This window comes from Nocardia amikacinitolerans (assembly GCF_900215415.1).
Classification (GTDB): Bacteria; Actinomycetota; Actinomycetes; order Mycobacteriales; family Mycobacteriaceae; genus Nocardia; species Nocardia amikacinitolerans.
In genome coordinates this window covers 570,519-591,808 of sequence record NZ_OBEG01000003.1, presented here as the reverse complement: position 1 = coordinate 591,808, position 21,290 = coordinate 570,519, and the positions used below count along the sequence as shown (strand labels likewise).

Genomic DNA, 21,290 nt, shown 5'->3' with positions numbered 1-21,290 from the left:
TAGTACGGTGTGCGAGTGGAATCGAACGCTGTACGAGATCCCCGCCGCTGGTGGGTGCTGGGGGTCCTCTGCCTGTCCTTGCTGGTGCTGATGATCGACGGCACCGTCCTCAATCTCGCCATCCCGTCACTGATCCGAGAACTCGGCGCCACACCCTCCGACGTGCAGTGGATCCTGGACGCCTACGTGCTGGTCTTCGCCGGACTGCTGCTCACGGCGGGCAGCCTCTCCGACCGGTTCGGGAGGCGGCGGATGCTCGTCACGGGCCTCGCCGTCTTCGGCGCGGCGTCGCTGGCGGCCGTCCTCGCCACCGAACCGTGGCAGGTGATCGCCGCCAGAGCCGCGATGGGCGTCGGCGGCTCGCTGCTCATGCCGTCGACGCTGTCCATCCTGATGACCACCTTCGCCGAGGACGAACGGCGCACCGCGATGGCCGCGTGGAGCACCGTCTCGATGGTCGGCATCGTCGCGGGGCCCACGCTGGGCGGATTCCTGCTCGAGCACTACTGGTGGGGCTCGGTGTTCCTGCTGAACATTCCGGTCGCGGTGCTCGCCATCGTCGCCGCGCTGGTGCTGATGCCGGAGACCACCGGCGAGCAGCGGCCCGTCGACCTGGTCGGTGTGCTGCTGTCGGTCGTCGCGCTCGTCTCGATCGTCTACGTCGTCATCGAGCGCGAATGGAACATCCCGGTGATCGTGCTCGCGGCGGTGGCGGCGCTCGGATTCGTCGCGTGGGAGAGCCGATCGGAGCATCCGATGCTGCCGCTGGGGGTGTTCCGCAACCGGGACTTCACCGGCACCTGTTTCACGTTGCTGCTCATGGTCTTCGGCATGGGCGCGATCATGCTGATGCTCACCCAGTACCTGCAGTTCGTGCTCGGGTACGGCCCGATGAAGGCGGGTCTGGCGCTGCTGCCGTACGCGGTGGCGGCGGCCGTGTGCAACGGACTCGGCGCGACGCTCGGCAAGACGCTGAGCAACAAGACGCTGATCGTGTCGGGTCTGCTGGTCATGGGCCTGGCCTTCGCGATCCTCGCCGTCGGAAGCGGCTACACCTGGGTCCTGGTCAGCATGCTGGTGATGGGTGTCGGCGGCGGCTTGGCGGGACCGGCCGCCTACGCCGCCATCATGAGCGCCATTCCGCTGGAGCACGCGGGCGTCGGCTCGGCCATGAACGACACGCTCCAACAGGTCGGCATGGCGATCAGCATCGCGGTGCTCGGCAGTGTGCTCGCCGGGGTGTTCACGTCGAACATGCCCGCCGACGCGCCGGAGGCCGCGCGCGAATCCATCGGCGCCGCATTCCAACTCGGCTTCGAGGAACCGGCCAAGACCGCGTTCACCGAAGCGATGTCGAGCGGTGCGTGGATCAGCGCGGGCTTCAGCATCGCCGCGGCCGTGCTCGGTCTGCTCCTACTGCGGGCGCGGAAGACGCCGATCGCCGAACCGGAGGCCGAGTCCGTGCGGGCGTAACCGAGTGCGCTCGATCCTTTTCGGATGAACCGCGAGGCGCGCCGTTCCACTGGACGGCGCGCCTCGATACGGCTCGCCCTCAGGCCTTGTCGCCGAGGGATTCCCGGTATCTCGCCAACACTTGGTCGCGCAGGCTCTTCTCGGTGTGCCGGATGGCGGGGCCGACGAAAGCTTGGATGATCTTGTCCAGTGCGCGTCCGGCGAATCCGCCCGGCACCCGGTAGTCGACCACCACGCCGATCTCGGTAGTGCTCTGGTCGATCGCCGCGAAGCTCCAGCGGACCGTGCCCTCGATGCCCTTGATCGCGTGCAGCGAGACCTTCGCGCCGTCTTCCCATTCGGTGATCTCGGCGCGCATGTGCAGGGTGGTCGGGCCCAGATGCAGTGCCGTGTCGAACACCGCGCCGACGCCGGAGGTCTGCTCGCCGACCGGCGTGAAATGCCGAACGCCGAACATCCATTTCGGCACGTTCCGATAGTCGGCGACGTACTCGAACACGAAATCCACCGGCGCCTCGCCGGTCGCCGAGTGCTCGACATGCCCCATGACTGCTCCCCTTCCGCCGGTCCGCCCCGTTCATATCGAGGGTAGGTGGTGATGCCGGATGCTGCCCCGCAGCGGAAGCCTCTGCCGCGGACCGTGATTCAACTCACGCACCACACTGGCTCGCCGGCCTCGGACAGCTCCAGCGCCGCCGCGAACCCGGCGCGTGTCCGACATCCGTCCACCGCACCGACGATCGCAGCGAATGTTTGTGTCCAGCGGACCCGGGTAGCGCCACGAGTGGTGGCGCAATCCCGCGTCACCGCGACCGCCGACCTTCCGAGGGAGGATGACGATGGCAGACAACCGACGAGGTTTCGCGGCAATGGATTCCGAGCAGCAGCGCAGGATCGCCAGCCAGGGCGGCAAGGCCAGCGGCGGCAGCTTCGACAACGACCCGCGAAGGGCGAGCGAAGCGGGCAAGAAGGGCGCCGCGGCCCAGCCGGTCGAGGCCAAGCGGCTCGGCGGCCGGCACAGCCACCAGGGCCGCTAGCGAACCGCGCTGGAAGAGCGGGACATCGCGTCCCGCTCTTCCAGGCTTCGAATCACTCCACGTACCACCGGAAGTGGTCGGGACCTTGCGCGTGGGCATCGATGGTGTCGCGCAGATAGTTGGCCGACTCGACGAGCACGCCACCGGATTCCAGGCTGCCGATCACGATGCCGAGGAAGGCCGCGCGGCCCTCCGGGGTCGGGAAGTAGACGATGCCGCCCGAATCACCGCGGTCGGCCACGAAATCCGCGACGAAGAAGGTCGCACCGACCTCGGTGACCCGGCCGCAGGTCCAGTTGGTCGCCCAGCCGACGTGGCAGACCTCCTGTCCCACTTGGGCATCGGTGTAGGTCGACTCGATGCCGAAGTTGCCGAGCGAGGCCGACACACCCACCCCGGCGGCCAGCCGGATGAGCGCGAAGCCCAGCCCGCCGATGGTGGCGTCGTCGCCGTAGCTCTGCTCGTAGCGGCCGATCACCCTGCCGTTCTCGTCGTAGACGGTGCGTCCTTCTTGAAAGCAGTGCGCGGCGGTGACCGCGTACTGCGCGTCGCCCATGTGCCCGGTCGCGCCGACGGAGCAGATGCTCTCGCCCGTCGTGATGGTCATGCCGGGATAGGCGATGCCCTGCGCCTGCGCGGCGGCGGGGAACGCCGCGCCGAGACCGGTCGCCAGGGCAGCCGCCAGCAGGAGCTGCGTCAGCTTGTTGCGGTAGTTCATGTTCACGCTTCCTCATGCGTGGCCGAGGCGCGGTCGGCCGGTGTAACTCGATGCGCCCGATCGGCGGAAGGCTCGCCGCGAATCCACGGACAGCCGGCCGACGCACGCCCCGACACGCGAGACGATCGGCTACCCGAAACCCGGATCACGCGGCGGACTCGCCCACTCCCCCTCACCCCTGACGAACGACCTCTCGCCGTTCGCGCCGTACCGTATCACGCACCGCCGACACCACCGGCAGAGCGCCGAATACGCTGCGCCCCTTGATGAATCACGACCCCTCCGTGGTGCGGAGCATGCCCGATGCGGCGCGAGGGGTACCCTGCCCAGACTGCCGGGGACCCGTCACGCACGGGCTTGGTGCATGTTCGCGGCGCAGGACAATGCCGGTGCCAGCGGTCTGGGTGCCGACTGCCGCGAACCCGTTACGCCGTCGGCCGGGCACAGTCCGGAATCGGCTCGCCGGGTTTCGCCTCGACGGTCGGCACGTACGGCCTGCCCCCTGCTTCGCCCGCCGGACACAACCGCACCACCGCGGGACCCGGTCCCGCCCGGTTACCGCTGTTGTCGAAGACGATCGGGCCGCCCGCGCCGTTCACCGCGAGATCGGGTGAGGTGAAGCCGCCGATCGAGATGTTGACCTGACTGCGCTGGACCGTCGACGCGGCCGGGAGGGCGCGCACCGCGGCCACGACGGTGCTCAGCGCGTCGTAGGCGTTGACCGCCCAGCCGTCGCCGATGTGCGCGAGGTCGAATCCGGCTGCGGCGTACGCCTCTTCGAACGCGCCCCACTGCGGATTGCCTTGGTCGGGTCCGTCCGCCCCCGCGACGCGGGTGAACAGCAGCCGAACGCGTCCGCTGGAGAAGCTCGGCGAGCGCAGCGCCTTGCCGCGCAGATCCTCCAGTGCGGCATCCGATTCCGCGGTGCGCAGGCGGTTGCCGTCGGAGGTGCTCAGCACCGTGATCGAGGTGGCCGCGCACTGACCGTTGGTGTACGACTCGTCCAGGCTGTAGAGCAGCCGACCGAGATCGCGGCCGCGGGCCAGATAGGCGATCGTCACGTCCGCTGCCGTCGCGCAGACCCGTCGCGCCGTCTGCGAGACGGTGGTCGGCTCTTCGGCGTCGAACTTCACCTCCAGCAGCTCGCCACCGTACTGCCGGTGCAGGAGCGGCAGCGTCGTGCAGGTGTACGGGTCGGACCCGCCGGTGGGAACCATGACGAAATCCGGCCGCGTTGGCGCGACGGCACCCAACGCGCGCACCTGCACCGCGACGCGAAAGGCGACCCGGTAGAAGTAGTCCTTCCCGACACCCCCCGGGTAGGTGATGTCCTCGTCGCACCGGGCGAAGTCGGGATCGTCGCCCGCGGAACCGCTTTGATCGAAGCCCTCGGCGGTCACCAGGTCCGACACCATCGGAATCTTCTCGGCGGCAAGCAGATCAGCCACTTCGGCGGTCGTCTGATCGCTCAGCCCGATCCCCGCGACGGCGACCACGTCGCCGCGCTGCGCCAGCTTCCGCGCCACCGCCAGCGCGTCGCCCCGGCGTCCGTAATCGCCGAGGTTGCCTACGACGAGCCGCAACGGGTGCACGCATCCGGTGCCGTTGGCCCGGCGCTGACCGACGGCCATGCCCTCCAGTTCGTGCACGGCGCGGCTGCCCGCCAAATGGTCGGTCATGGTCAGCAGCACACCGACGGTCACCGGCGTGCCGGGACATCCGTCGGCCGCGGTGCGGTTCTGCTCGTCGACGACCCGCATGACGTGCTCGAACGCGGGAAGGCCGAAAGCGTAGGGACCTTCGGACAATCCGACGCACTGGTCGCCCGCCGCCCACGCCGCCGTGTTCGGCCAGCCGTCGTTGCAGGTCGCCAGTCGGCGCAGAGGGTCGCGGGCCGCGAACGCGCCAACCGCGCCGACCACCAAGATCACGACAACGCCCAGTCGGACCCAGTCGGTCCATGGTCGCGGAATAGGCCTGTGCCGCTTCGGGAATATGCCTGCCAAGTAACGCGACTCCACAGCGGGCTCCTCATCGAGGTCGGGTCAACGGGTTCGGCGAGCGCGTTCGTGATACTCGTTGGCGCGCAACAGGAACGGGCTTCGATCGGTGGCATGGTCGGCAAGCCGTTCGTAGCTGTGCGCCACCCGTGTGCACAGGATCGACCTGCGCTCGTCACGGGCGACCCGCGGGTCCGACTCCTCCGCGGGCACGAGCGCGAGCAGCGCCGCGATGTGCTCGTCGCGACTCGTGGCGCGGTCGCTCCCGTCGACGAGGGCGGCATCCGGCCTGCGCGGATCGAACATCTCCACGATCTTGTCGAACAGCGACAACCACCCGGTAGCGGCCATGGTCGGCAGCAGCTCACCGAGTTCCTCGACGATGTCCGTGCCGCGGCGCAGCAGCCGCGTGTAATACAGCCTGCTCGCGCGATCGCCGGAAGGCACTGTGTCCAGCAGCTTTTCGAACACTTCGTCCCAGCCGGGGCGACTGTTCGTGCGCGCCGCCAGCTCGCGCAGACCCATGCGGCGAACGAAGGCGGGTAGCGCCGCGCTGTTGCCCGGCCCGCTCCACAGCGACGGGGATCGGAACAGCGGCGAACGCTCCCCGATCCCGGAGGGCAGCATCGGTACCAGGCGAAGCGCGTCGCCCTTGGTGCGGGCCGCGGACACGGTGACGAGCGCGTCGAGCATGCTCTCGTCGAGTTGCTTGCGCGGGTCCAGGTCTCTGGCGAACGCCCCCAGCAGGTGGCGTTGGACGGCGGTCCCCGGCCCCGCGTGGTTGCCGCGCAGCAAGGCGTCCAGATCGTCGGTCGACTGCCGACGCATCCGGTCGAGGACGTAGGCGGTCGCGGCGGGGTGGCCGTCGGTCAGCTGGTAGACCCGTTCGCCGATCCGGTCCGCCTCGATCGAGGTGACCTCTTTGGCCAGGGTCTTGACCTCGAACTCCGTGAAGTCGCCGAGCCGCAACCGCGCCCACGCGTCGCGTGCGGTCGGATCGGCGCGCCGGCGCGGCGTCCACGTCACGGGCGCGGCGACCTGTCCGTCGAGTTCCTCCGCGAGCACGCCGGAGCTGGTGGTGACGAGCGTCAGCGGATCCGTCAGTGGAGAACCGGTGGCCGCCATGGCCTTACGCGCACGCAGCAGTGCGCTGGTGAAGGCGATCGCGGCCGGTGCGTCGCCATCGTCGAGCAGCACAACGACATTCGACGGTCGTCCGGCGACCCGCGCCGCGCTGTGCCGCAGGTCGGCGAGGAAGGCGCTGATCAGTAGGTCGTCCACGCCGCGCCGGATGGCCGGGTCCTCGCTGGCCGCTTTGATGGCGAGTTCGATGAGCACGGTCTCGGCGTCGGCCCGCAGCCCGAGGTCCTGGTGCCCGTACCAGGAGACCGCCGAGCCCCAGGTGATCTTGGTGATCAGCCTGCCGCGAGTCAGCCTGCCCACCACCAGGTTCGACAGGTGCTGGCTCAGGGTCGGCGCGATCACGCTGGCGCCGGGCAGCTTGATATTGGCGGCCTGCGCGCCGACCAACCCGACCAGATCGCCGATGAAGCCGACCAGCGCCGCGCGATCCTTGTACTGATTCAGTACCGTGCGCAACCGTTCTCGATGTTCGGTCGCGGGGATCTCGGTGAAGTTCTCGTTGATCGCGATCTGCGCCACCACGATGCGCGGAAACGCCATCGGGAAGCCGGGCAGATCCATGCTCAGGCCGAGCATCGCCGCGGCGAGCACCGGACGGGCCGGGTTGAATTGGTCGTATGGACGATCCAACGGCCGGACCAGCACGGTCGGCGTCCGTCGCTGCCACCGGTCGAGCACCTGCTCGAGCACGGTGGTGCGCCCCGACCCGCCGTACCCTTCCAGCACCAGCACCGGGTTCCCGGTTTCTTCGGTGTTCCCCCTCGGAACCCGCACCAGGGTGTCGATCAGTTCCAGCAGCTCGGCGCGCCCCACGATCACCAAGCCTCACCTCCCTCGGGCTTGCGCGCGACTTTAGCAGCGCGGCGCCGATTCCGCTGTGAGACAACTCGATCCGCGTGCCAGGAGGTGTGGCGGCGGGCTGGGCGCGGGTTCGCCGCGGTAGCGCGACACCGGACCGTCGATGCGGCAGATCTTGCACAGCATTTGGGGCACCGGATCCATGGGGTTCATGTCGGTGGTCAGCGTGCGCACATCGGCGAAGCCATCCCGCCCACCTGCCTACCTGCCGGACATTCGCGCGCCCAAGCACGGCAGCCTCGCTGGCACACAGGTTCTGTACGCCTCGCATAGGCGGTGGCTATGTGAGGCGTGCAGACGGTTTGTGGGATCGGATGGACTCGCCGACGCAAGCAGGTGGTCGGCGCGGCGGAGTGCTCACCCGCCCGGTCAGACTTAGGCGGCGAAGGGGTTCCGAATGTGAGCTGGTGATCGCGGAGGCTCGGGAGGTGCCCATCTCCGCAGGTCAGCGCGTCCTTTGCGGCGGAGTCGACCAGGTCGAATGCGAGTTGTGCGCCAGGACGCCGGGCCAGAGTCTGGGTACATGGAATACCTGCGATACGCCCAGTTCCTGCCCGCCGACTATCGACGCGAACCGCTGATCGAGCCGACCTCGACCTGGTGGCAGTGGCGCGGGCGCAGGGTGCACGTAGCCCGGGCGGTGCGTCCCGATGCGGCGGTGCGGGTGCTGCTCATCCACGGCGCGGGCGGGCACGCGGGACTGCTCTGGCCGTTCGCCGCCGGCGGCGGCGCGTGCACCGGCGGGCCGTCATGATCGGGCGCCCGACGCGGCGAGCGAGGTGCTCTCCGGCCGAAGCGGAGGATCGTGACGCGGTGCCGGTATCCCACGGCGACGACCGCAGGTTCTACCTCGGCTGCGAGGCGGACGCCGTTCGAGGTCAGCCGACGACGGCCAGATATTCGCCGTAGAAGAGCATGAGCCCCACCGCCGCGGCGATGCCCGCGAGGAGCCAGAAGCGGATGATGACCGTGGTTTCGGCCCATTTGCTGAGTTCGAAATGGTGGTGGAACGGGGCCATCTTGAACACCCGGTTGCCCGTGGTGCGGAAGACGACGATTTGCAGCAGGACCGAAAGGATCTCCGCGCAGAACAGCGCGCCGACCACGGCCATCAGCAACTCGGTGTGGGTGGTGATGGAGAGACCCGCCAGCAGGCCGCCGAGGGCCAGCGAGCCGGTGTCGCCCATGAAGATCTTCGCGGGTGCGGCGTTCCACCACAGGAATCCGATGCACGCCCCGACACCCGAGGCGCAGACCACCGCCAGATCGAGCGGATCGCGAACCTCGTAGCAGCCCGGAGCGGCCCCGGTCGCGCACGCGTTGGTGTACTGCCAGAAGGTGATGATCACGTAGGCGCCGAGCGCGAAGCTCATGGATCCGGCGGCGAGACCGTCGAGGCCGTCGGTGATGTTCACGGCGTTCGACCAGGCCACCACGAGGAAACAGACGACGAGCAGGAAGCCGACCACCCCCAGCGACACGGCGGTGAAATCCCGGACGTAGGAGATGTGCCTGCTGGCGGGCGTCAGCCCGGTGCCATCGGAAAATCGCAGCGCAAGCACGCCGAACAACACCGCCGCGCCGAGCTGGCCGATGTACTTGCCCGTCGCGGTCAGGCCGAGATTGCGTCGCTTGCGCAGTTTGATGGAGTCGTCGAGGAAGCCGACGAACCCCAGAGCGGTCGCCAACCCGAGAACGAGCAGCGCGGAAGCCGACGGGCCATCGACGCCGTCCCGGACCACGATCAGATGCGAGCCGAGATACCCGGCCCACAGACCGGCGATGATGGCTATGCCGCCCATCGTCGGCGTGCCGCGCTTGGCCTGATGGCTTGCCGGGCCGTCGACCCGGATCTCCTGACCGAATTGCCTCGTGACGAAGGCCTTGATCAGGAACGGCGTCACCATGATCGACACCGCCAGCGCGATCATCGCCGAGAACAAGATCTGATTCATGGGCTCCCGTACCGCCGCTGAGCTTCCGCCCGATCCACCACACCCGTACGCCTCGGTCAGATGCTAGCCAACGCGCGCGGTGTACGCCGGATTCGGGTCGAACCGGCACGGACGTGTTCCCGATCGTTCGCCGAATACCCGATTCCGTCTTACCCTGAGATGGCAAGGGGCACACGGCGATACAGGGGAGGGCGCGCGATGCGCAGTCTGGAAGACCGATTCGGCGACGTCATCGACCAACTCGAGGGTCTCGGCGACCGGCCGACACTCGCGGAGGTCGACGAGCTACACCACTTGATCGACGACCTCGACTACGAGCTGCAGACCACGACGGGCCTCGGCGCCCGCCGCTACGAACTGACCAAGCGCAGCAGGCATTCGCACGCCCTGCTCGGCGAGGCCCGAAACCGCGCCCTCGACATCACCGACGAATGGGAAGTCCCGCAGACCATCGACCGGCCGTACTGATCGCCGCCGCGCGAGTATCGAGACGAACTATTTCCGCTGCCGCGCCAGGGATTCGGCGTAGGTCGTCAGCATGTCCAGGACAAGGGTGAAGACCGCGTCGTCGCGCTCGGGATTCGGAATCACGCCGCGCACTATCGCCTGACCGGAGAACAGGTGCAGCGTCAGGAAGAACAACGGCTCACGGATCCGCGCCGGGAAATCGCGCAACACCTCGGTGCGCTCGACCTCGGCGACGATCTCGGCGTAGTACTGCTCCACCGTCGGCGCGATCCGGTCGCGCAGTTCGGCGTCCGATCGCGCCGCCAGGTAGATCTCGCGCAGCGCGTGGGTGATGGTGGACGACTGCGCATCGCGTAGGAACCGCAACGCGACTTCCAGCGGATTCTCCTGAGCGCCGAGCTGTTCCATGACGGCGCGGAATCCGGCCAGCTGCCGGGTCACGATCTCGTCGGCCGTGCGCACGACGAGATCGAGTCTGCTGTCGAACTGCCGGAACATCGCCCCGACGGAAAGCCCGGCGCGCCCGCAGATCTCCTGGACAGTCGCGCGCTGATAGCCGACTTCACCGATCGCCGCGATCGTCGCCTCGATCAGCTTGGCGACGGTCGCGGCGCGGCGCTGCTGTTGGGTGCGACGTGGGCGGTCGGCGGAATCGGTCACGGCTGCCCATCCTGCCGCTCCGCCCGAGGGACACCGGCCATCGGGTCGACGTGATCGTTGACACACCGCCGCCCCGGTCCTACAGTCACTCCAATTTAGGAAACGATCGCTCTCTTTTTGGGTGCGGCAGAGGGGTACGAGATGAAGCCGATCGAAGTCAGGGCCGCAACGACGGCGGCGCACGCCTGCTTGGCATTGACCGCAGGGTTGACCGTCGCTCTATGCCCGGTCGTAGTGAGCGACGCGGTCGCCGAGCCCGTGCCGGTGGCCCCTCCGCTGCCGTTCCCGGTCCCGCCCGCGCCGCCGTATCTCGATCCCGCGTTCTACCAACCGGATCCGGCCCGCGTCGCCGCCGCGCAGCCCGGTGAGATTCTGCGGGCCAGACAGGTCAACCTGGCCAACTTCTGGCTCATCCCGCTGAACGTCAAGGCGTGGCAGCTCTCCTACCGCAGCACCAACACCCGCGGCGAACCGATTCCGGCCGTTGCCACGGTGATCGTGCCGCACCGGCCCGCGCCCACCGGCGAGCGCGGCCTGCTCGCCTTTCAGTTCGCCGAAGACTCGCTGTCGGTGAACTGCGCACCGTCCTACGCGCTGCAGATGGGATCGCTGCCCAACCCGCTCAACCCCGTCATCCCGTTCGAGTTCATCGAACTGCAGGCGATGCTCCAGTTGGGCCATGCCGTAGTGGTTCCCGATCACCAAGGTCCGAACTCCGCCTACGCCGTCGGCCCGCTCGGTGGCCGCATCACGCTCGACGCGATCCGCGCCGCGGAGAACTTCGAACCGGCCGGACTGCCCGGATCGTCCACCCGCGCGGCGATGTGGGGCTACTCCGGCGGCGCCATCCCCACCGCGCACGCCGCCGAATTGCAGCCGGCGTACGCGCCGGAGCTGAATCTGGTCGGCGCGGCGGCCGGCGGACTGCTCGCGGATGTCGCGGCAGGCGTCGACTACAACAACGGCACCTCGGCGTTCACCGGAGCCGTCTTCGGCGGATTGCTCGGCGTCGCAAGCGAGTATCCCGAAGTCGACCGGTTCCTCGACCGATACATGAACCCATTGGGCCAAGCGCTACGTGTGGTTCACGAAGGACAGTGCGTCGCAGTGCAATTCGCCGGGTTCCCGTTCCTGAACATCAAGGGACTCTTCGACTACCCCGGCGATCCGCTCAGGGCGCCCGAGGTGCAGGGAATTCTCGCCGAACTCGCCCTCGGCAACCGGGGCACGCCGGAAAGCCCGCTCTACCTCTACCAGGCGCCCTTCGACGAGGCCATGCCGATCAACGCGGTGAACAAGCTCTACGACACCTACTGCGCCGATCCCGACGCCCAGGTCTCCTACACGCGCGACATCCTCGCCGAGCACGGCATCGCGGCCGTCGCGGGTGCGGGCTCGGCCGCGATGTGGTTGAACGACCGGCTCAACGGCGTGCCGGCGCCCGAAGAGTGCAGCAACCGGGACGTGGCCAGCCAGATCCTCGACCCCGGCGCGCTCGCGGCGTTCGTCGGCGCGATCGGCCAGACTCTCGCTTCGGCGCTTGGTGTGCCCGTATGAACGACTCTCCGTCCAGCGGGTCCAGCGATGAAAGGGCTAGTGCGACTAGGGCACCGGTTTACCGCGACTGCCGCTGCCCGTGCAGTTCGGTGGCGCGTCCGGCGAGCCACGCGAAGTCGTCCCACAACTCGGGTGCGCCCCGATCCGAACGGTACTTCTCGACCAGCGGTCGCAGGACACTCCAGCACGTCCGGAGCGAATCGCCCCACGAATCGGCGACCACGTCGGTCGGGATGAACCCGTTGCGGCACATGATGGCGACGCAGTCGTAGCTGTGGCAGACCCGTTCGGCGCGCAGGATCTCGTCCTCGGACCAGGTATCGAAGGCGCGAATCCGCAAGTCCCGCATGACGAAACGCCGATCCTGACGCAGCGCCTCCCCCTGCAGCATGTCGTACACCGCTTTGAAAGCGCTGGCGTAGGTCGTCTTCCGCATCTCGGTCACCTGCCACACCACCAGCGACGCCGCGACGAGCGCGATCACCGCTGTCGCCACACCAGCAGCGGCGGCAACCGCCGACGAATCCATGCCACACCTCGCGCGAGTGATGCCAGAAGTTCCAGAGGGAGCTTAGCCGAGCGCGTTGATCGCAGCTGTATTGCCAACGGTCCGAGATGGATTGGCGACCCGCACCACCAGCGCGATCGTCGGCGGGATCGTCGCCGCCTACACCGGCGGCGGCCTGCTCGGCTCGGTTTGGGCACAAGGCGTGGCTTGCCGCACGAGAACCGTTGCCCGCCTGTTTCGAACCGGCCAGCCGTACGCAACGTTGGCGGCGTCTGTTCTGCTCGAGCTTGGTGCTTCGGCCCTTCGTGGGGACGCGGGCGGCACCGTCAACGGCATGCACAACCGATCGTTGTGGCCAGCAGGTTGATTGGTTGTTTGAGCCCCCTCGCGTCACCTGGTTGCATCCTGGTCATCAATGTGGGTTGTTCGGAAACGATGGTCCGCTGACGCTTTCCTCGGCGCCCCAACACTCCACACGGCACGCGCCTGCGAACAGGAGGAACATGGAGATCGGACTGAAGCGGCTGATCGGCGAGGGGCTCGACGCTTACGTCGAGGAGAGCCGGCGGTTCAACGCAGCCTCGAAAGCTGTCGCTGGCCCTGCCACTGTCGAGGAGCTACATCAGGCCAGAGAACGGCAGGCCAGGTCTCTGACGCCGTTGGACAGCAGGGCGACCCAGCACACCGCCGAAGTCGGCGGGCGTCGAGTCCCGGTGCGGATCACCGTGCCCCGGGAAACCGAGATCCGGGGCGCCTACCTCGACATCCACTCCGGCGGCTTCTATCTCGGATCAGCAGCCAGTGGGGATGCTCGCAATGCTCGTCTGGCCGACGCTCTCGGCGTGGCCGTGGTGAGCGTCGACTATCGATTGGCGCCCAAGCATCCATGGCCCGCCGCTCCCGACGACTGTGAAACCGCCGCGCTGTGGCTCCTGGATCAGGCGGAGTCGTCGTTCGGGACAACGGAATTGGTGATCGGCGGAGCATCGGCGGGATCCACTCTGGCCATGACCACCTTGCTGCGGCTACGAGACAAGGGCCTGGCCGATCCGTTCGTCGGTGCCGTTCTACAGTTCGGCGCCTACGACCTCAGCGGGCGAACTCCGGGCGGCAGACTGTACGCCGACGAGTACTTCATCGAGGCGTACGTCGGCCACGTCGCCGACCGAACCGACCCCGATATTTCACCCCTCTACGGCGACCTCGCCGACCTACCGCCGACCCTGCTGGTGGTCGGAGGTCTCGATATCCTCCTCGAGGACAACCTGGCCATGGCCGCCCGCCTCTCCGCCGCGGGAAACGACGTGGACATCCGCGTCTACCCCGAGTCCACCCACGCATTCACCCACCGCCCGACCGGCATGGCCGCCGCCGCCCTCCGGGACGCCGAATCGTGGATCGCATACCGCCTGTCGAGCGCCTGAATCCGGAGACCCGCGGCACGCAAGCTCACGCAATTTCGCAGTGAATCTGCTTCGCTACCAAACGAATTCATGACCACCGGGCTGGATTCGGATTGCCCATAGCTACGGAGGAGGCAGTGAAGGGCTGAGCCCAGGGGCGGTGGGTCGGATCATCCAGATCAGCAGGAGCGGTTCAAGGGGCCTATCGGGCGGATGAAGCGTGCTCGTCCAGGTACCTCGGTCAGCCCGTGGTCCTGGATGATCGGTATGCCATAGCGGTGTTCGAACTTGGTCCGCAGTTCGTCGCCGGCTCGCGCGGCGCCGCAGATGGCGAGCCGCACGGACGTGGTGTTGGGCTGTATCTCGGCGGGCAGATCGGACAGCTGTGTGTACATGGTCGGGTCAGCGGTGAAGTAGGTGGCGCGGCTGCCTTCGATCCGGTCGAAGAATGTGGTGGGGCTGAATGGGCCGACGACCGTGGTGCGGCCACCGGCGAGTAGTGGTGACACGGTGCCCACCGCGATGCCGTTGAGATGGAACAGCGGCAGGATCGACAGGCTGTGATCGGTGTCGGTGAGTGCGAATATCTCGATCGCCAATCGGCACAGGGCGTTGAGGTTCAGGTGGTCGAGCGTCACGATCTCGGGATCGCCGCCAGCGTGGTTGGTGTGGATGAGTAGTGCCGGTGCGTCGTCGCGGGCCCGTGCGGGCCCGTGAGTGTCGGGCGGTGCTGTCGTGAGCGTGTCTACGGGTATGACCGTTCGGACCGGAAAGGCGTAGGCGCGTTGGCGCACGGCGATGAGGACTTCGGCGCCGGTGTACGCCATTCGATGGCAGGCATCTTCGGTGGGCGACGCCGGGTCTATGAGGGTGGCGGTGGCACCTAGGCGCCAAGTGGCGAACAGGGATACGACAAGGGCGGCTGTGTTGGGCAGCATGATCGCGACTACGTCGCCGGTCGAGACTCCCGCGGCGCGCAGGGAAGTGGTGGCCCGCCGTACTGCGGTCAGAAATGCGGTGTTGTTCAGGTCGGTGTTGTCATCGGCGACGGCGGCGGCGTGTGGTGCGGTGCCGGCACGGCAGTCCGGGAGTGTCGCAAGGTCCATGGTCGATCCTGGGGAGGGATGTGGGAATGGCACCAACGGTAGGAATACCCGGGTCGCTCGGCACCGTCGTGCGTGGATGAACTTCGCTGCATGTGTTGTTGCTCGAGGACAATGCCGACGCCTTGATCTACTGGCGGTAATCGCGATGTAACAGCCGTTTCGTAGCGGCGCAATATCGATGTGGAGGGCACTCACGCCAGCGATGGGAATGCGCAGTCGCTGGGTCGGAGGAGGAAAGTTACGCGATTTTGTCGCGCGAGAACAAGCGGATCGAAGGCTGCCATGAGGTGGGCAGGAGATTAGGGTTGAGAACGTGACGATCGCGCGTCACGACGATGTCGATGTAGACCGCATCATCGCGGGGATAGCCACCCGAATGAATGACCGGGTGACCGACGTCAGCGCGGCCATCTGCGCCTACCTCGAAGAACGCATCACCGAGCTTCGCGGCGATCCGCGCACCACTGATCTGCTGACCGCCAGCGTCGAATCCAACGTCGCCACCATTCTGCGCGCCTTGCGCTACGACCTTCCCGCCGCAGACGTTCGAACTCCGCTCGCCGCCGTGGGGTTCGCCAGACGCCTGGCCCGGCAAGGGGTATCTGTCAATGCCCTTATCCGCGCCTACCGGCTCGGGCAGCGGTGCATGACCGAGCTGATCTTCGCTGAACTGCAGACACTGGCCATTTCCGCGGCCGAGCGGATCAGCGTGATCGAACGCATCACCGCGACTCTGTTCGACTTCAGCGACCGCATCACCGAACAGATCCTGGCGATCTACGACGAAGAGCGGGAGCGCTGGCTGGAAAGCCAGAACAGCGTCCGAGCGGTACGGGTCCGCGAGGTACTGGATGGCCGCAAGAGCATCGATGTCGACGCGGTGACCGAGGCGATCCGGTACCCGCTGCGCTGGCAACACCTGGCACTTGTGCTGTGGTATCCCGACGCCGAGACCGACACCGATGCGATTCAGCGCCTGCAACGGGTCGTCCGCGAACTAGGGGACGCGGTTGCCACCGCGTCCAGCCCGCTGGTCGTCGCCGCGGATCAGGTCAGCGTCTCGGCCTGGCTGCCATACCGGACTGCGCCGGAAGCCCTGGTCACCGATGTACGCACATTCGTGACCGCCCACCGCGACCACCCGAACGTCGCGATCGGAACCGTCGCCGCGGGAATCGATGGCTTCCGAGCCTCCCATCACAGCGCTCAGCGCGCTTGCTCCGTCGCCCTGGCGCGCCGATCATCCTCGTCCACCGTCGTCGCCGCCGACGACCCCGGTCTGATGGTTGCCGCACTACTGGGCGGCACCCTCACCGAAACCCGCGACTGGGTGAGCGAGGTGCTCGGCAACCTGGCCGGTGACGACGAGCACGACGAACGCTTGCGCGACACCCTGCGGATCTTCCTGCGCACCGGATCCAGCTACAAAGCCGCCGCCACCGAGCTGAATCTCCATTCGAACTCCGTCAAATACCGGGTCGGACGCGCCGTCGCCCGACGCGGGCGACCGATCGGCGCCGACCGGCTCGACGTCGAACTCGCACTGCTGGTGTGCCACTGGTACGGCCCCGCCGTTCTGCGTCCGGACCCGAACCAGTAAACGGCGTGACGCTGCTTGTATCGCTCGGGGTCGAAGGCCGGTAGCCGACCACCGGCCGAGCCCTTCTTGCGTCGGTTGGCGACCTGGTCGGCCTTGATCGGGATCGTCGCGGTGATCCCGCGCCCGCGCAGGTAACGGCGGTTGGCGCGGGAGCTGTAGGCCTTGTCGGCCAGCGCTTCGTCGGGGCGGGTCCGCGGCCTTCCCTTGCCGAGACGCGGCACCGAGATCGCTTCGAGCACCGCGGTGAACTGTGGGCAGTCGGCGCGCTGACCGGCGGTGATCAGCAGTGACAGCACCTTGCGGCCCTGCTCACAGGCCAGGTGAGTCTTGGTGGTCCAGCCGCCCCGGGAACGCCCGAGCCCATGATCGGCGGGCTCGGTATCGACCCCGCCGGGCGGCTCGGCCTGGGCGTCGCCGTCGTGGCGGGCTCCGGCGGCGTGCCGATGCGCCCGCGCGATGGTGGAGTCCGCGCTCACCCGCCAGGTGATACGGCCGCCGGCATCAGCGAATGCCTGCAGCGTCTTCCAGATCAACACCCATACTCCCGCACGTTGCCAGCGGCGGAACAGCCCGTACACCGTCTGCCACGGCCCGTAACACTCCGGCACATCACGCCAGGGTGAGCCCACCCGAGTGCGCCACCGGATCCCGTCGATGAGCTGCCGCTTCGTCCGCTTCGGCGGGCGACCCGCCTTCTTGCCACGAGGCAGCAACGGCTCCAACCGCGCCCACTGCGCGTCGGTCAGATCCGCCCGCCTCGTCACCGCTACCCTGGTCACGAGGTCTCCGGTATTCAGGTTCTTCTTCGACAGCTGAACCATCTACCGGAGACCTCACTCCGTCAGATCACCGACACGCCCACGCAGACAACATCATTCGATCTATTCAGTGGTGGGCGCCGCATGGCGGCGCCCACCACCCAAACCACTTTCAAAACAGGGGCTAGTTCCGATCTGGTCGAGTCCAGCACCACGTCCCCCGCCGCGATCGGCGCGGAGGCAACCTTCGGTTCGTCCGTGCGCGCGTGCTCGGGCAGCCAGCTGCGCGAACCATCGTCTCGTGCGTCACATGCATCTCCGGCTGGTCGGGAAACCGAGCACGTAGAGACTGACAGATCTGCTCCGGGCTCCAGCGCAGCTCGAGATGACGCTGGATGAACTCGCGCAGCCGCGGGTTCTGCCCGATCTCGCCGGGCTTGGGGCGCGGACGTCGCTGTTCGGCGCGACGATGCGCCGCATGCGGCCGGCAGGCCCAGCGGGATGGCTTGCCGCCATCAGCTATTCCGTTGCGGCGGATCTCGCGGCTTATCGTGGACGAGCTGCGACCCAACTCAGCGCGATCTGCCGGATCGTCGCCTTCTCCCGTAGCCGGTCGGCAATGTGGATACGGTCGTCCTCGCGCAGGTAGCGCGACAGGCCGGGAGCCGAAACCTCCACGTAGATCCGAGGCTTCGGCTTCCCGACGGAGACGAATGCGAGCCGTTTTGCCACCTCTTGCCAGTTCGAACGTTGATCCCGACGATCCGACAGGCTTCCCGGCTGCTGTAGCCCTGCGTCGTGAGCCGGAAGTACGCCTCCCGCTCACGCGTCAGCCAGCGCCTTACGGTGCCTGTCTTGCCGGATCTCGAATTCCATCGCAACCCCTGAGCTGGGGTGGCGTGACGACCAACTGGAACTCGAGGTGCGTGAGGGCTTGAACCCACGAAACACGCGAAAACGAGAATGACGAGCGCTATACTGCCAATTTCGTGGTCAGCTCAGTAAGAAATTGTACGGATTTACGTTTGTCACCATCGTTCAGATGAAGCTCTCCGGTGGCTGTTCGAGTTTCGGAATCTCGGATCTCGAGAATTGCGTTCCATTTATTTATGCGGGTAGCGAACCGAACAGTGTTGGAGGGGTTCTCCGTATCCGTTCTCATGTCGTACACCCACACCGCCTCGCCCAGCTCTGGCCGCTTCAAGTAACCACGGCGGCCTTGGGTTGGGTCTGGTTCGTCCGGAGCGTTTCGTACCTGGTAGCTCCCAATCGGGTTAGCCCCCTGGGCAAGCTCACACACTCCGCCGACCGTAAGCGCGGTGTCTGTCGATACGTTTGGGATAGCTCGTGCTTCGACGGCGTGCAACTCAGATGTGAAGAAGTTCTTGAGAACGTCGCACAACTGTCCCTGAGTCATCACCGATCGAGCCTGCGATGGCGCAGGGGTTGTTGAGGGCTGCGACGAGGAGCATCCGGCCACCAAGGCCAGTACAGCAGTAGCGGCCACGTTTAGCAAGCCAATCTTCACTGGGGTACCGTCCAATCTGACTTGTCTCCGTCTTTTGTCGACGCGTCGCCGATTGCTTCCCGGATTCCTTCGATTCCATTCCCATATGACGATTTAACACCACTGGGCCACTTATTGTCGGGCAAGCCCTTTTGAACCCCCACGCTTTCCGATATCTTATTACCCTCGACTATATTGGTTTTAGCGGCATCTCCCAGGCTCTTCACGAGACCAATAATGAACGTCCTTGCAGCCTCAACCACCTTTACCAACTCCTGCACCAGAGTGAGCGCGCCGGAGAACGATATGGAGAGCAGGGCCTTGACGCCATTGAAAAAACCGTCCTCAACCTTCGAGATCAACTCCTGCACCTTTGTGGCAATCTCGCCGTAAAGTGTCAACTCCGACGCGGCAATAGTTTCCAAGCTAGTTGCGATTTTATCGAATTCGAGCGGCAAATTGTCCAAAGCGGGCTGCTGCCTGGTGGTGCGCATTTCCTCGTACCTGGTGGCAGCATCCCCCGACCATTCAGAAAGCTTAGTGTCGGTGAAGTCGCCACTTGCTGCTATCAGGTTGTTCCTAAGGTTGCGCCATTCATTCGCGACGTCGATGAACTTGACTGGAACGTCTAGATCGGGTTCTAGCTTCTTGAGTTTCTCCCAAGTCTCATTAATGGCCGCGTTTGCCTTGTCGCGTTCTGCCCAGATCGAGTCGACGGTATCTTCAGCCGTCAATGCCCCCACCAAGTTGCCGGTGAGGACGCCGCCATATCCGTTTGCGCGGACAAGCTTGACGAGGTGCCCGCAGGATTCGCTCACCTTTGCTGGCAGATCTCCAACTTCAATCGTCTTCTCCCGAAGATATCTTGACGTGTCGAGCAAGCTTTGTCGGTCATCTGCGACGGTCATATTTCCCCCTCCAGCTTTCGCAGCTTTCCCTTACTGGCGAGATCTTCCGCTTCGTAGGTATCGGCTGCGAATTTGAGGACTTTGCCTATATCCTCAAAAACTGTGACACCTTCGTTCAACCTGTCTCGGAAGTAGCCAGGGGCTGGCTGATACTTGGACAGGGCATCCGCGAACGTGCCTGCCTCTGATGCGGTAATTTCCAGCTTCTTCGTCGTCTCAACCCCGGCCCTGAGGTCATCTGCGGCCTTGCCCCAGCTAGCGGCAGCCAATTTCATTGCTTGCAGGTTAAGTGTCAGCTTATCCGCCATCAGCCCATCCGTTCTTCTAGGAGCCGCAGGCGGTGGCGGTCCAGCCGATATTCCAGATCATCGTCTGCGTAGCGTGAATAGTCGCCACGTACGACGCGCTTTGGACGCATGGAACGGATCTGGTCGGCGCACCACAGGACCTCGTCGACGATCCGTTCGGGCTGCGCGGTCGCTGCCCAGTCACTCCGCACCACGATCGACAGCACTCGGGATACGTCGGCACTCAGCCTGACGGGATGCTGTCCATGAAATATCACTTGGCCCGATGCTTGGAAGTGGCCACTGTTTATCATGCCGCTGGACACGCTGCAGTATTCGTCCCAGGTGCGAGTCTCGAGTAACATCATCAGAATTGTCCGGTGATCCGGGATCGCTGCCTCCGAAATTTCCTGCGGAGTTGCCCGACGGCCCGAAGCGAACAGCTGGTCTAAACGCTTCTCCATAGCGGCTCTGTAGGCTGCCATAAGTTCATCGCCTACCTCACTGGGAGCAACGTAACGACTCCACTGCGGACCGATCTTAATTCGGATCGGTAGGCACCCTCGGTCGAGTTCCATTGAGGCGAAAGATGATCCGACACGAATCGGAGTCGCAGATAGGTCGGCCACTGCGAGGGGCGCGCTATCCTGGGGGGACGTTGACTTGGTGATGGTCGGTGCTAGTTTCGGCGCTACGGTCGGTGACGCCGAGACGGGGCGAGCGGCGTGGGGCCTCTGCGGCACAAGTGGCTCGTCATCCCAGTATTCATCGGGGTCGTCGTAGTGATTGTAGTATCCCTCGGTCGCCATCACATCACCTCGTTGCCTTGCACCACTGCGCGGGACAGAGTTCTTTCGTCGTTGGAATCGACATCGAAACCCCCTCTTGTGCAACTGGTCGCACCCTGCGTCGACGACTGGCCGTCACGGAGCCTTCCGTCCTGCATCGAGCCCCCTGACGGTGCAGCCATGATCACTCTTGTGGCGGTGGAAGGATCTGTCAACCTGAGATTGCAACCAGCCTTAGACGCGAAAGTGATTGCAAGAGTTCTGACCTCGCGGTTGTGCGCCAACGCGGAGGCGGTTGGGGATGCAGTTTGAAGGAGCTGCCACTGGTCGGCCAGCTCGGGCGAGACCGTAACGGAGGCCGTAATGAGAGGGGTCAAGGAGGAGACAGGCATCGACGTCCGCGTGACCACCCTGGTCGGCATCTTCTCCGATCCGGGTCACATCATCGCGTACGAAGACGGTGAGTGCGCCAGCAGTTCTCGATCTGCTTCCGCGCCGTACCAATCGGCGGAAAGCTTCGCACAGGCTCGGAGTCGAAGCACGTCGAATGGGTTGA

General features: G+C 66.0%; 19 protein-coding genes and 2 pseudogenes. 9 read left to right on the top strand and 12 right to left on the bottom strand.

From position 1 onward, the window contains the following. Window positions 1-15 precede the first annotated feature (15 nt). The gene (locus CRP45_RS17035) at window positions 16-1,473 is read left to right on the top strand and encodes an MFS transporter (RefSeq protein WP_245910178.1); all 1,458 of its coding nucleotides are present in this window, start codon (window positions 16-18) and stop codon (window positions 1,471-1,473) included. Window positions 1,474-1,552: 79 nt separating this feature from the next. Here CRP45_RS17035 and CRP45_RS17030 read toward each other — a convergent pair whose 3' ends face one another. Further along, the gene (locus CRP45_RS17030) at window positions 1,553-2,020 is read right to left on the bottom strand and encodes an SRPBCC family protein (protein ID WP_097245890.1); all 468 of its coding nucleotides are present in this window, start codon (window positions 2,018-2,020) and stop codon (window positions 1,553-1,555) included. 292 nt (window positions 2,021-2,312) lie between these two features. Here CRP45_RS17030 and CRP45_RS17025 point away from each other — a divergent pair, with 292 nt between their 5' ends. Next, window positions 2,313-2,510: a con-10 family general stress protein gene (locus CRP45_RS17025; protein WP_067786230.1), complete on the top strand. Its 198-nt coding sequence runs from the start codon at window positions 2,313-2,315 to the stop codon at window positions 2,508-2,510. Between the two features lie 52 nt (window positions 2,511-2,562). Here the strand turns inward: CRP45_RS17025 and CRP45_RS17020 are convergent, their stop codons facing one another. From CRP45_RS17020 to CRP45_RS17010, 3 genes are all read right to left on the bottom strand, one after another. Then, window positions 2,563-3,228 carry a trypsin-like serine protease gene (locus CRP45_RS17020; RefSeq protein ID WP_097245888.1) on the bottom strand — a complete coding sequence of 222 codons (666 nt, stop codon included), beginning with the start codon at window positions 3,226-3,228 and terminating at the stop codon, window positions 2,563-2,565. 425 nt (window positions 3,229-3,653) lie between these two features. Then, window positions 3,654-5,159 carry an ABC transporter substrate-binding protein gene (locus tag CRP45_RS17015; protein ID WP_245910177.1) on the bottom strand — a complete coding sequence of 502 codons (1,506 nt, stop codon included), beginning with the start codon at window positions 5,157-5,159 and terminating at the stop codon, window positions 3,654-3,656. A gap of 114 nt (window positions 5,160-5,273) precedes the next feature. After that, window positions 5,274-7,193, bottom strand: a complete 1,920-nt coding sequence (locus tag CRP45_RS17010) for a hypothetical protein (protein ID WP_097245886.1) — start codon at window positions 7,191-7,193, stop codon at window positions 5,274-5,276. Window positions 7,194-7,752: 559 nt separating this feature from the next. Between CRP45_RS17010 and CRP45_RS17000 the strand changes: the two are divergent. Further along, window positions 7,753-7,950: pseudogene (locus CRP45_RS17000) on the top strand (alpha/beta hydrolase); the annotation flags it as partial. A 157-nt stretch (window positions 7,951-8,107) separates the two neighbouring features. Here CRP45_RS17000 and mraY read toward each other — a convergent pair. Continuing rightward, complete coding sequence (mraY, locus tag CRP45_RS16995; RefSeq protein ID WP_097245883.1) at window positions 8,108-9,184, bottom strand: phospho-N-acetylmuramoyl-pentapeptide-transferase; 1,077 nt, start codon at window positions 9,182-9,184, stop codon at window positions 8,108-8,110. 198 nt (window positions 9,185-9,382) lie between these two features. Between mraY and CRP45_RS16990 the strand changes: the two genes are divergently transcribed. Beyond that, entirely contained in the window at window positions 9,383-9,652 is a 270-nt protein-coding gene (locus CRP45_RS16990; protein ID WP_067786100.1) for a hypothetical protein, read from the top strand. 27 nt (window positions 9,653-9,679) lie between these two features. Here CRP45_RS16990 and CRP45_RS16985 read toward each other — a convergent pair whose 3' ends face one another. Further along, window positions 9,680-10,312, bottom strand: a complete 633-nt coding sequence (locus tag CRP45_RS16985; RefSeq protein ID WP_097245882.1) for a TetR/AcrR family transcriptional regulator — start codon at window positions 10,310-10,312, stop codon at window positions 9,680-9,682. A gap of 141 nt (window positions 10,313-10,453) precedes the next feature. Here CRP45_RS16985 and CRP45_RS16980 point away from each other — a divergent pair, with 141 nt between their 5' ends. Beyond that, window positions 10,454-11,869 carry a lipase family protein gene (locus CRP45_RS16980; protein ID WP_097245881.1) on the top strand — a complete coding sequence of 472 codons (1,416 nt, stop codon included), beginning with the start codon at window positions 10,454-10,456 and terminating at the stop codon, window positions 11,867-11,869. 58 nt (window positions 11,870-11,927) lie between these two features. On the opposite strand, the gene CRP45_RS16975 is transcribed toward CRP45_RS16980, so the two are convergent. Then, on the bottom strand, window positions 11,928-12,398 hold the full coding sequence (locus tag CRP45_RS16975; protein ID WP_143861473.1) for a DUF4760 domain-containing protein: 471 nt from the start codon (window positions 12,396-12,398) through the stop codon (window positions 11,928-11,930). A gap of 55 nt (window positions 12,399-12,453) precedes the next feature. On the opposite strand from CRP45_RS16975, the gene CRP45_RS33405 reads away from it, so the two are divergent. Continuing rightward, window positions 12,454-12,744: a hypothetical protein gene (locus CRP45_RS33405; protein WP_143861472.1), complete on the top strand. Its 291-nt coding sequence runs from the start codon at window positions 12,454-12,456 to the stop codon at window positions 12,742-12,744. 136 nt (window positions 12,745-12,880) lie between these two features. Beyond that, complete coding sequence (locus CRP45_RS16970) at window positions 12,881-13,801, top strand: alpha/beta hydrolase (RefSeq protein ID WP_097245879.1); 921 nt, start codon at window positions 12,881-12,883, stop codon at window positions 13,799-13,801. Window positions 13,802-13,959: 158 nt separating this feature from the next. On the opposite strand, the gene CRP45_RS16965 is transcribed toward CRP45_RS16970, so the two are convergent. Further along, on the bottom strand, window positions 13,960-15,081 hold the full coding sequence (locus tag CRP45_RS16965) for a class I adenylate-forming enzyme family protein (RefSeq protein ID WP_143861471.1): 1,122 nt from the start codon (window positions 15,079-15,081) through the stop codon (window positions 13,960-13,962). A gap of 181 nt (window positions 15,082-15,262) precedes the next feature. Here CRP45_RS16965 and CRP45_RS16960 point away from each other — a divergent pair. Continuing rightward, a pseudogene (locus CRP45_RS16960) lies at window positions 15,263-16,375 on the top strand (PucR family transcriptional regulator); the annotation flags it as partial. On the opposite strand, the gene CRP45_RS16955 reads toward CRP45_RS16960, so the two are convergent. Then, on the bottom strand, window positions 16,309-17,265 hold the full coding sequence (locus CRP45_RS16955) for an IS5 family transposase (protein WP_425436948.1): 957 nt from the start codon (window positions 17,263-17,265) through the stop codon (window positions 16,309-16,311). The pseudogene CRP45_RS16960 and the gene CRP45_RS16955 sit on opposite strands and share 67 nt — an antisense overlap. A gap of 364 nt (window positions 17,266-17,629) precedes the next feature. On the opposite strand from CRP45_RS16955, the gene CRP45_RS33900 reads away from it, so the two are divergent. Continuing rightward, the gene (locus CRP45_RS33900; RefSeq protein ID WP_179830904.1) at window positions 17,630-17,893 is read left to right on the top strand and encodes a hypothetical protein; all 264 of its coding nucleotides are present in this window, start codon (window positions 17,630-17,632) and stop codon (window positions 17,891-17,893) included. 875 nt (window positions 17,894-18,768) lie between these two features. Here CRP45_RS33900 and CRP45_RS16945 read toward each other — a convergent pair. The 3 genes from CRP45_RS16945 to CRP45_RS33395 are packed head-to-tail and all read right to left on the bottom strand — an operon-like array spanning window position 18,769 to window position 20,410. After that, a complete protein-coding gene (locus CRP45_RS16945; RefSeq protein WP_143861470.1) occupies window positions 18,769-19,659 on the bottom strand; it encodes a hypothetical protein in 891 nt (296 codons plus the stop codon). After that, the gene (locus CRP45_RS33400; protein WP_143861469.1) at window positions 19,656-19,967 is read right to left on the bottom strand and encodes a type VII secretion target; all 312 of its coding nucleotides are present in this window, start codon (window positions 19,965-19,967) and stop codon (window positions 19,656-19,658) included. Before CRP45_RS33400 ends, CRP45_RS16945 begins: the two co-directional genes overlap by 4 nt. Beyond that, window positions 19,967-20,410 carry a hypothetical protein gene (locus tag CRP45_RS33395; protein ID WP_143861468.1) on the bottom strand — a complete coding sequence of 148 codons (444 nt, stop codon included), beginning with the start codon at window positions 20,408-20,410 and terminating at the stop codon, window positions 19,967-19,969. Before CRP45_RS33395 ends, CRP45_RS33400 begins: the two co-directional genes overlap by 1 nt. Window positions 20,411-21,290: the final 880 nt, after the last annotated feature.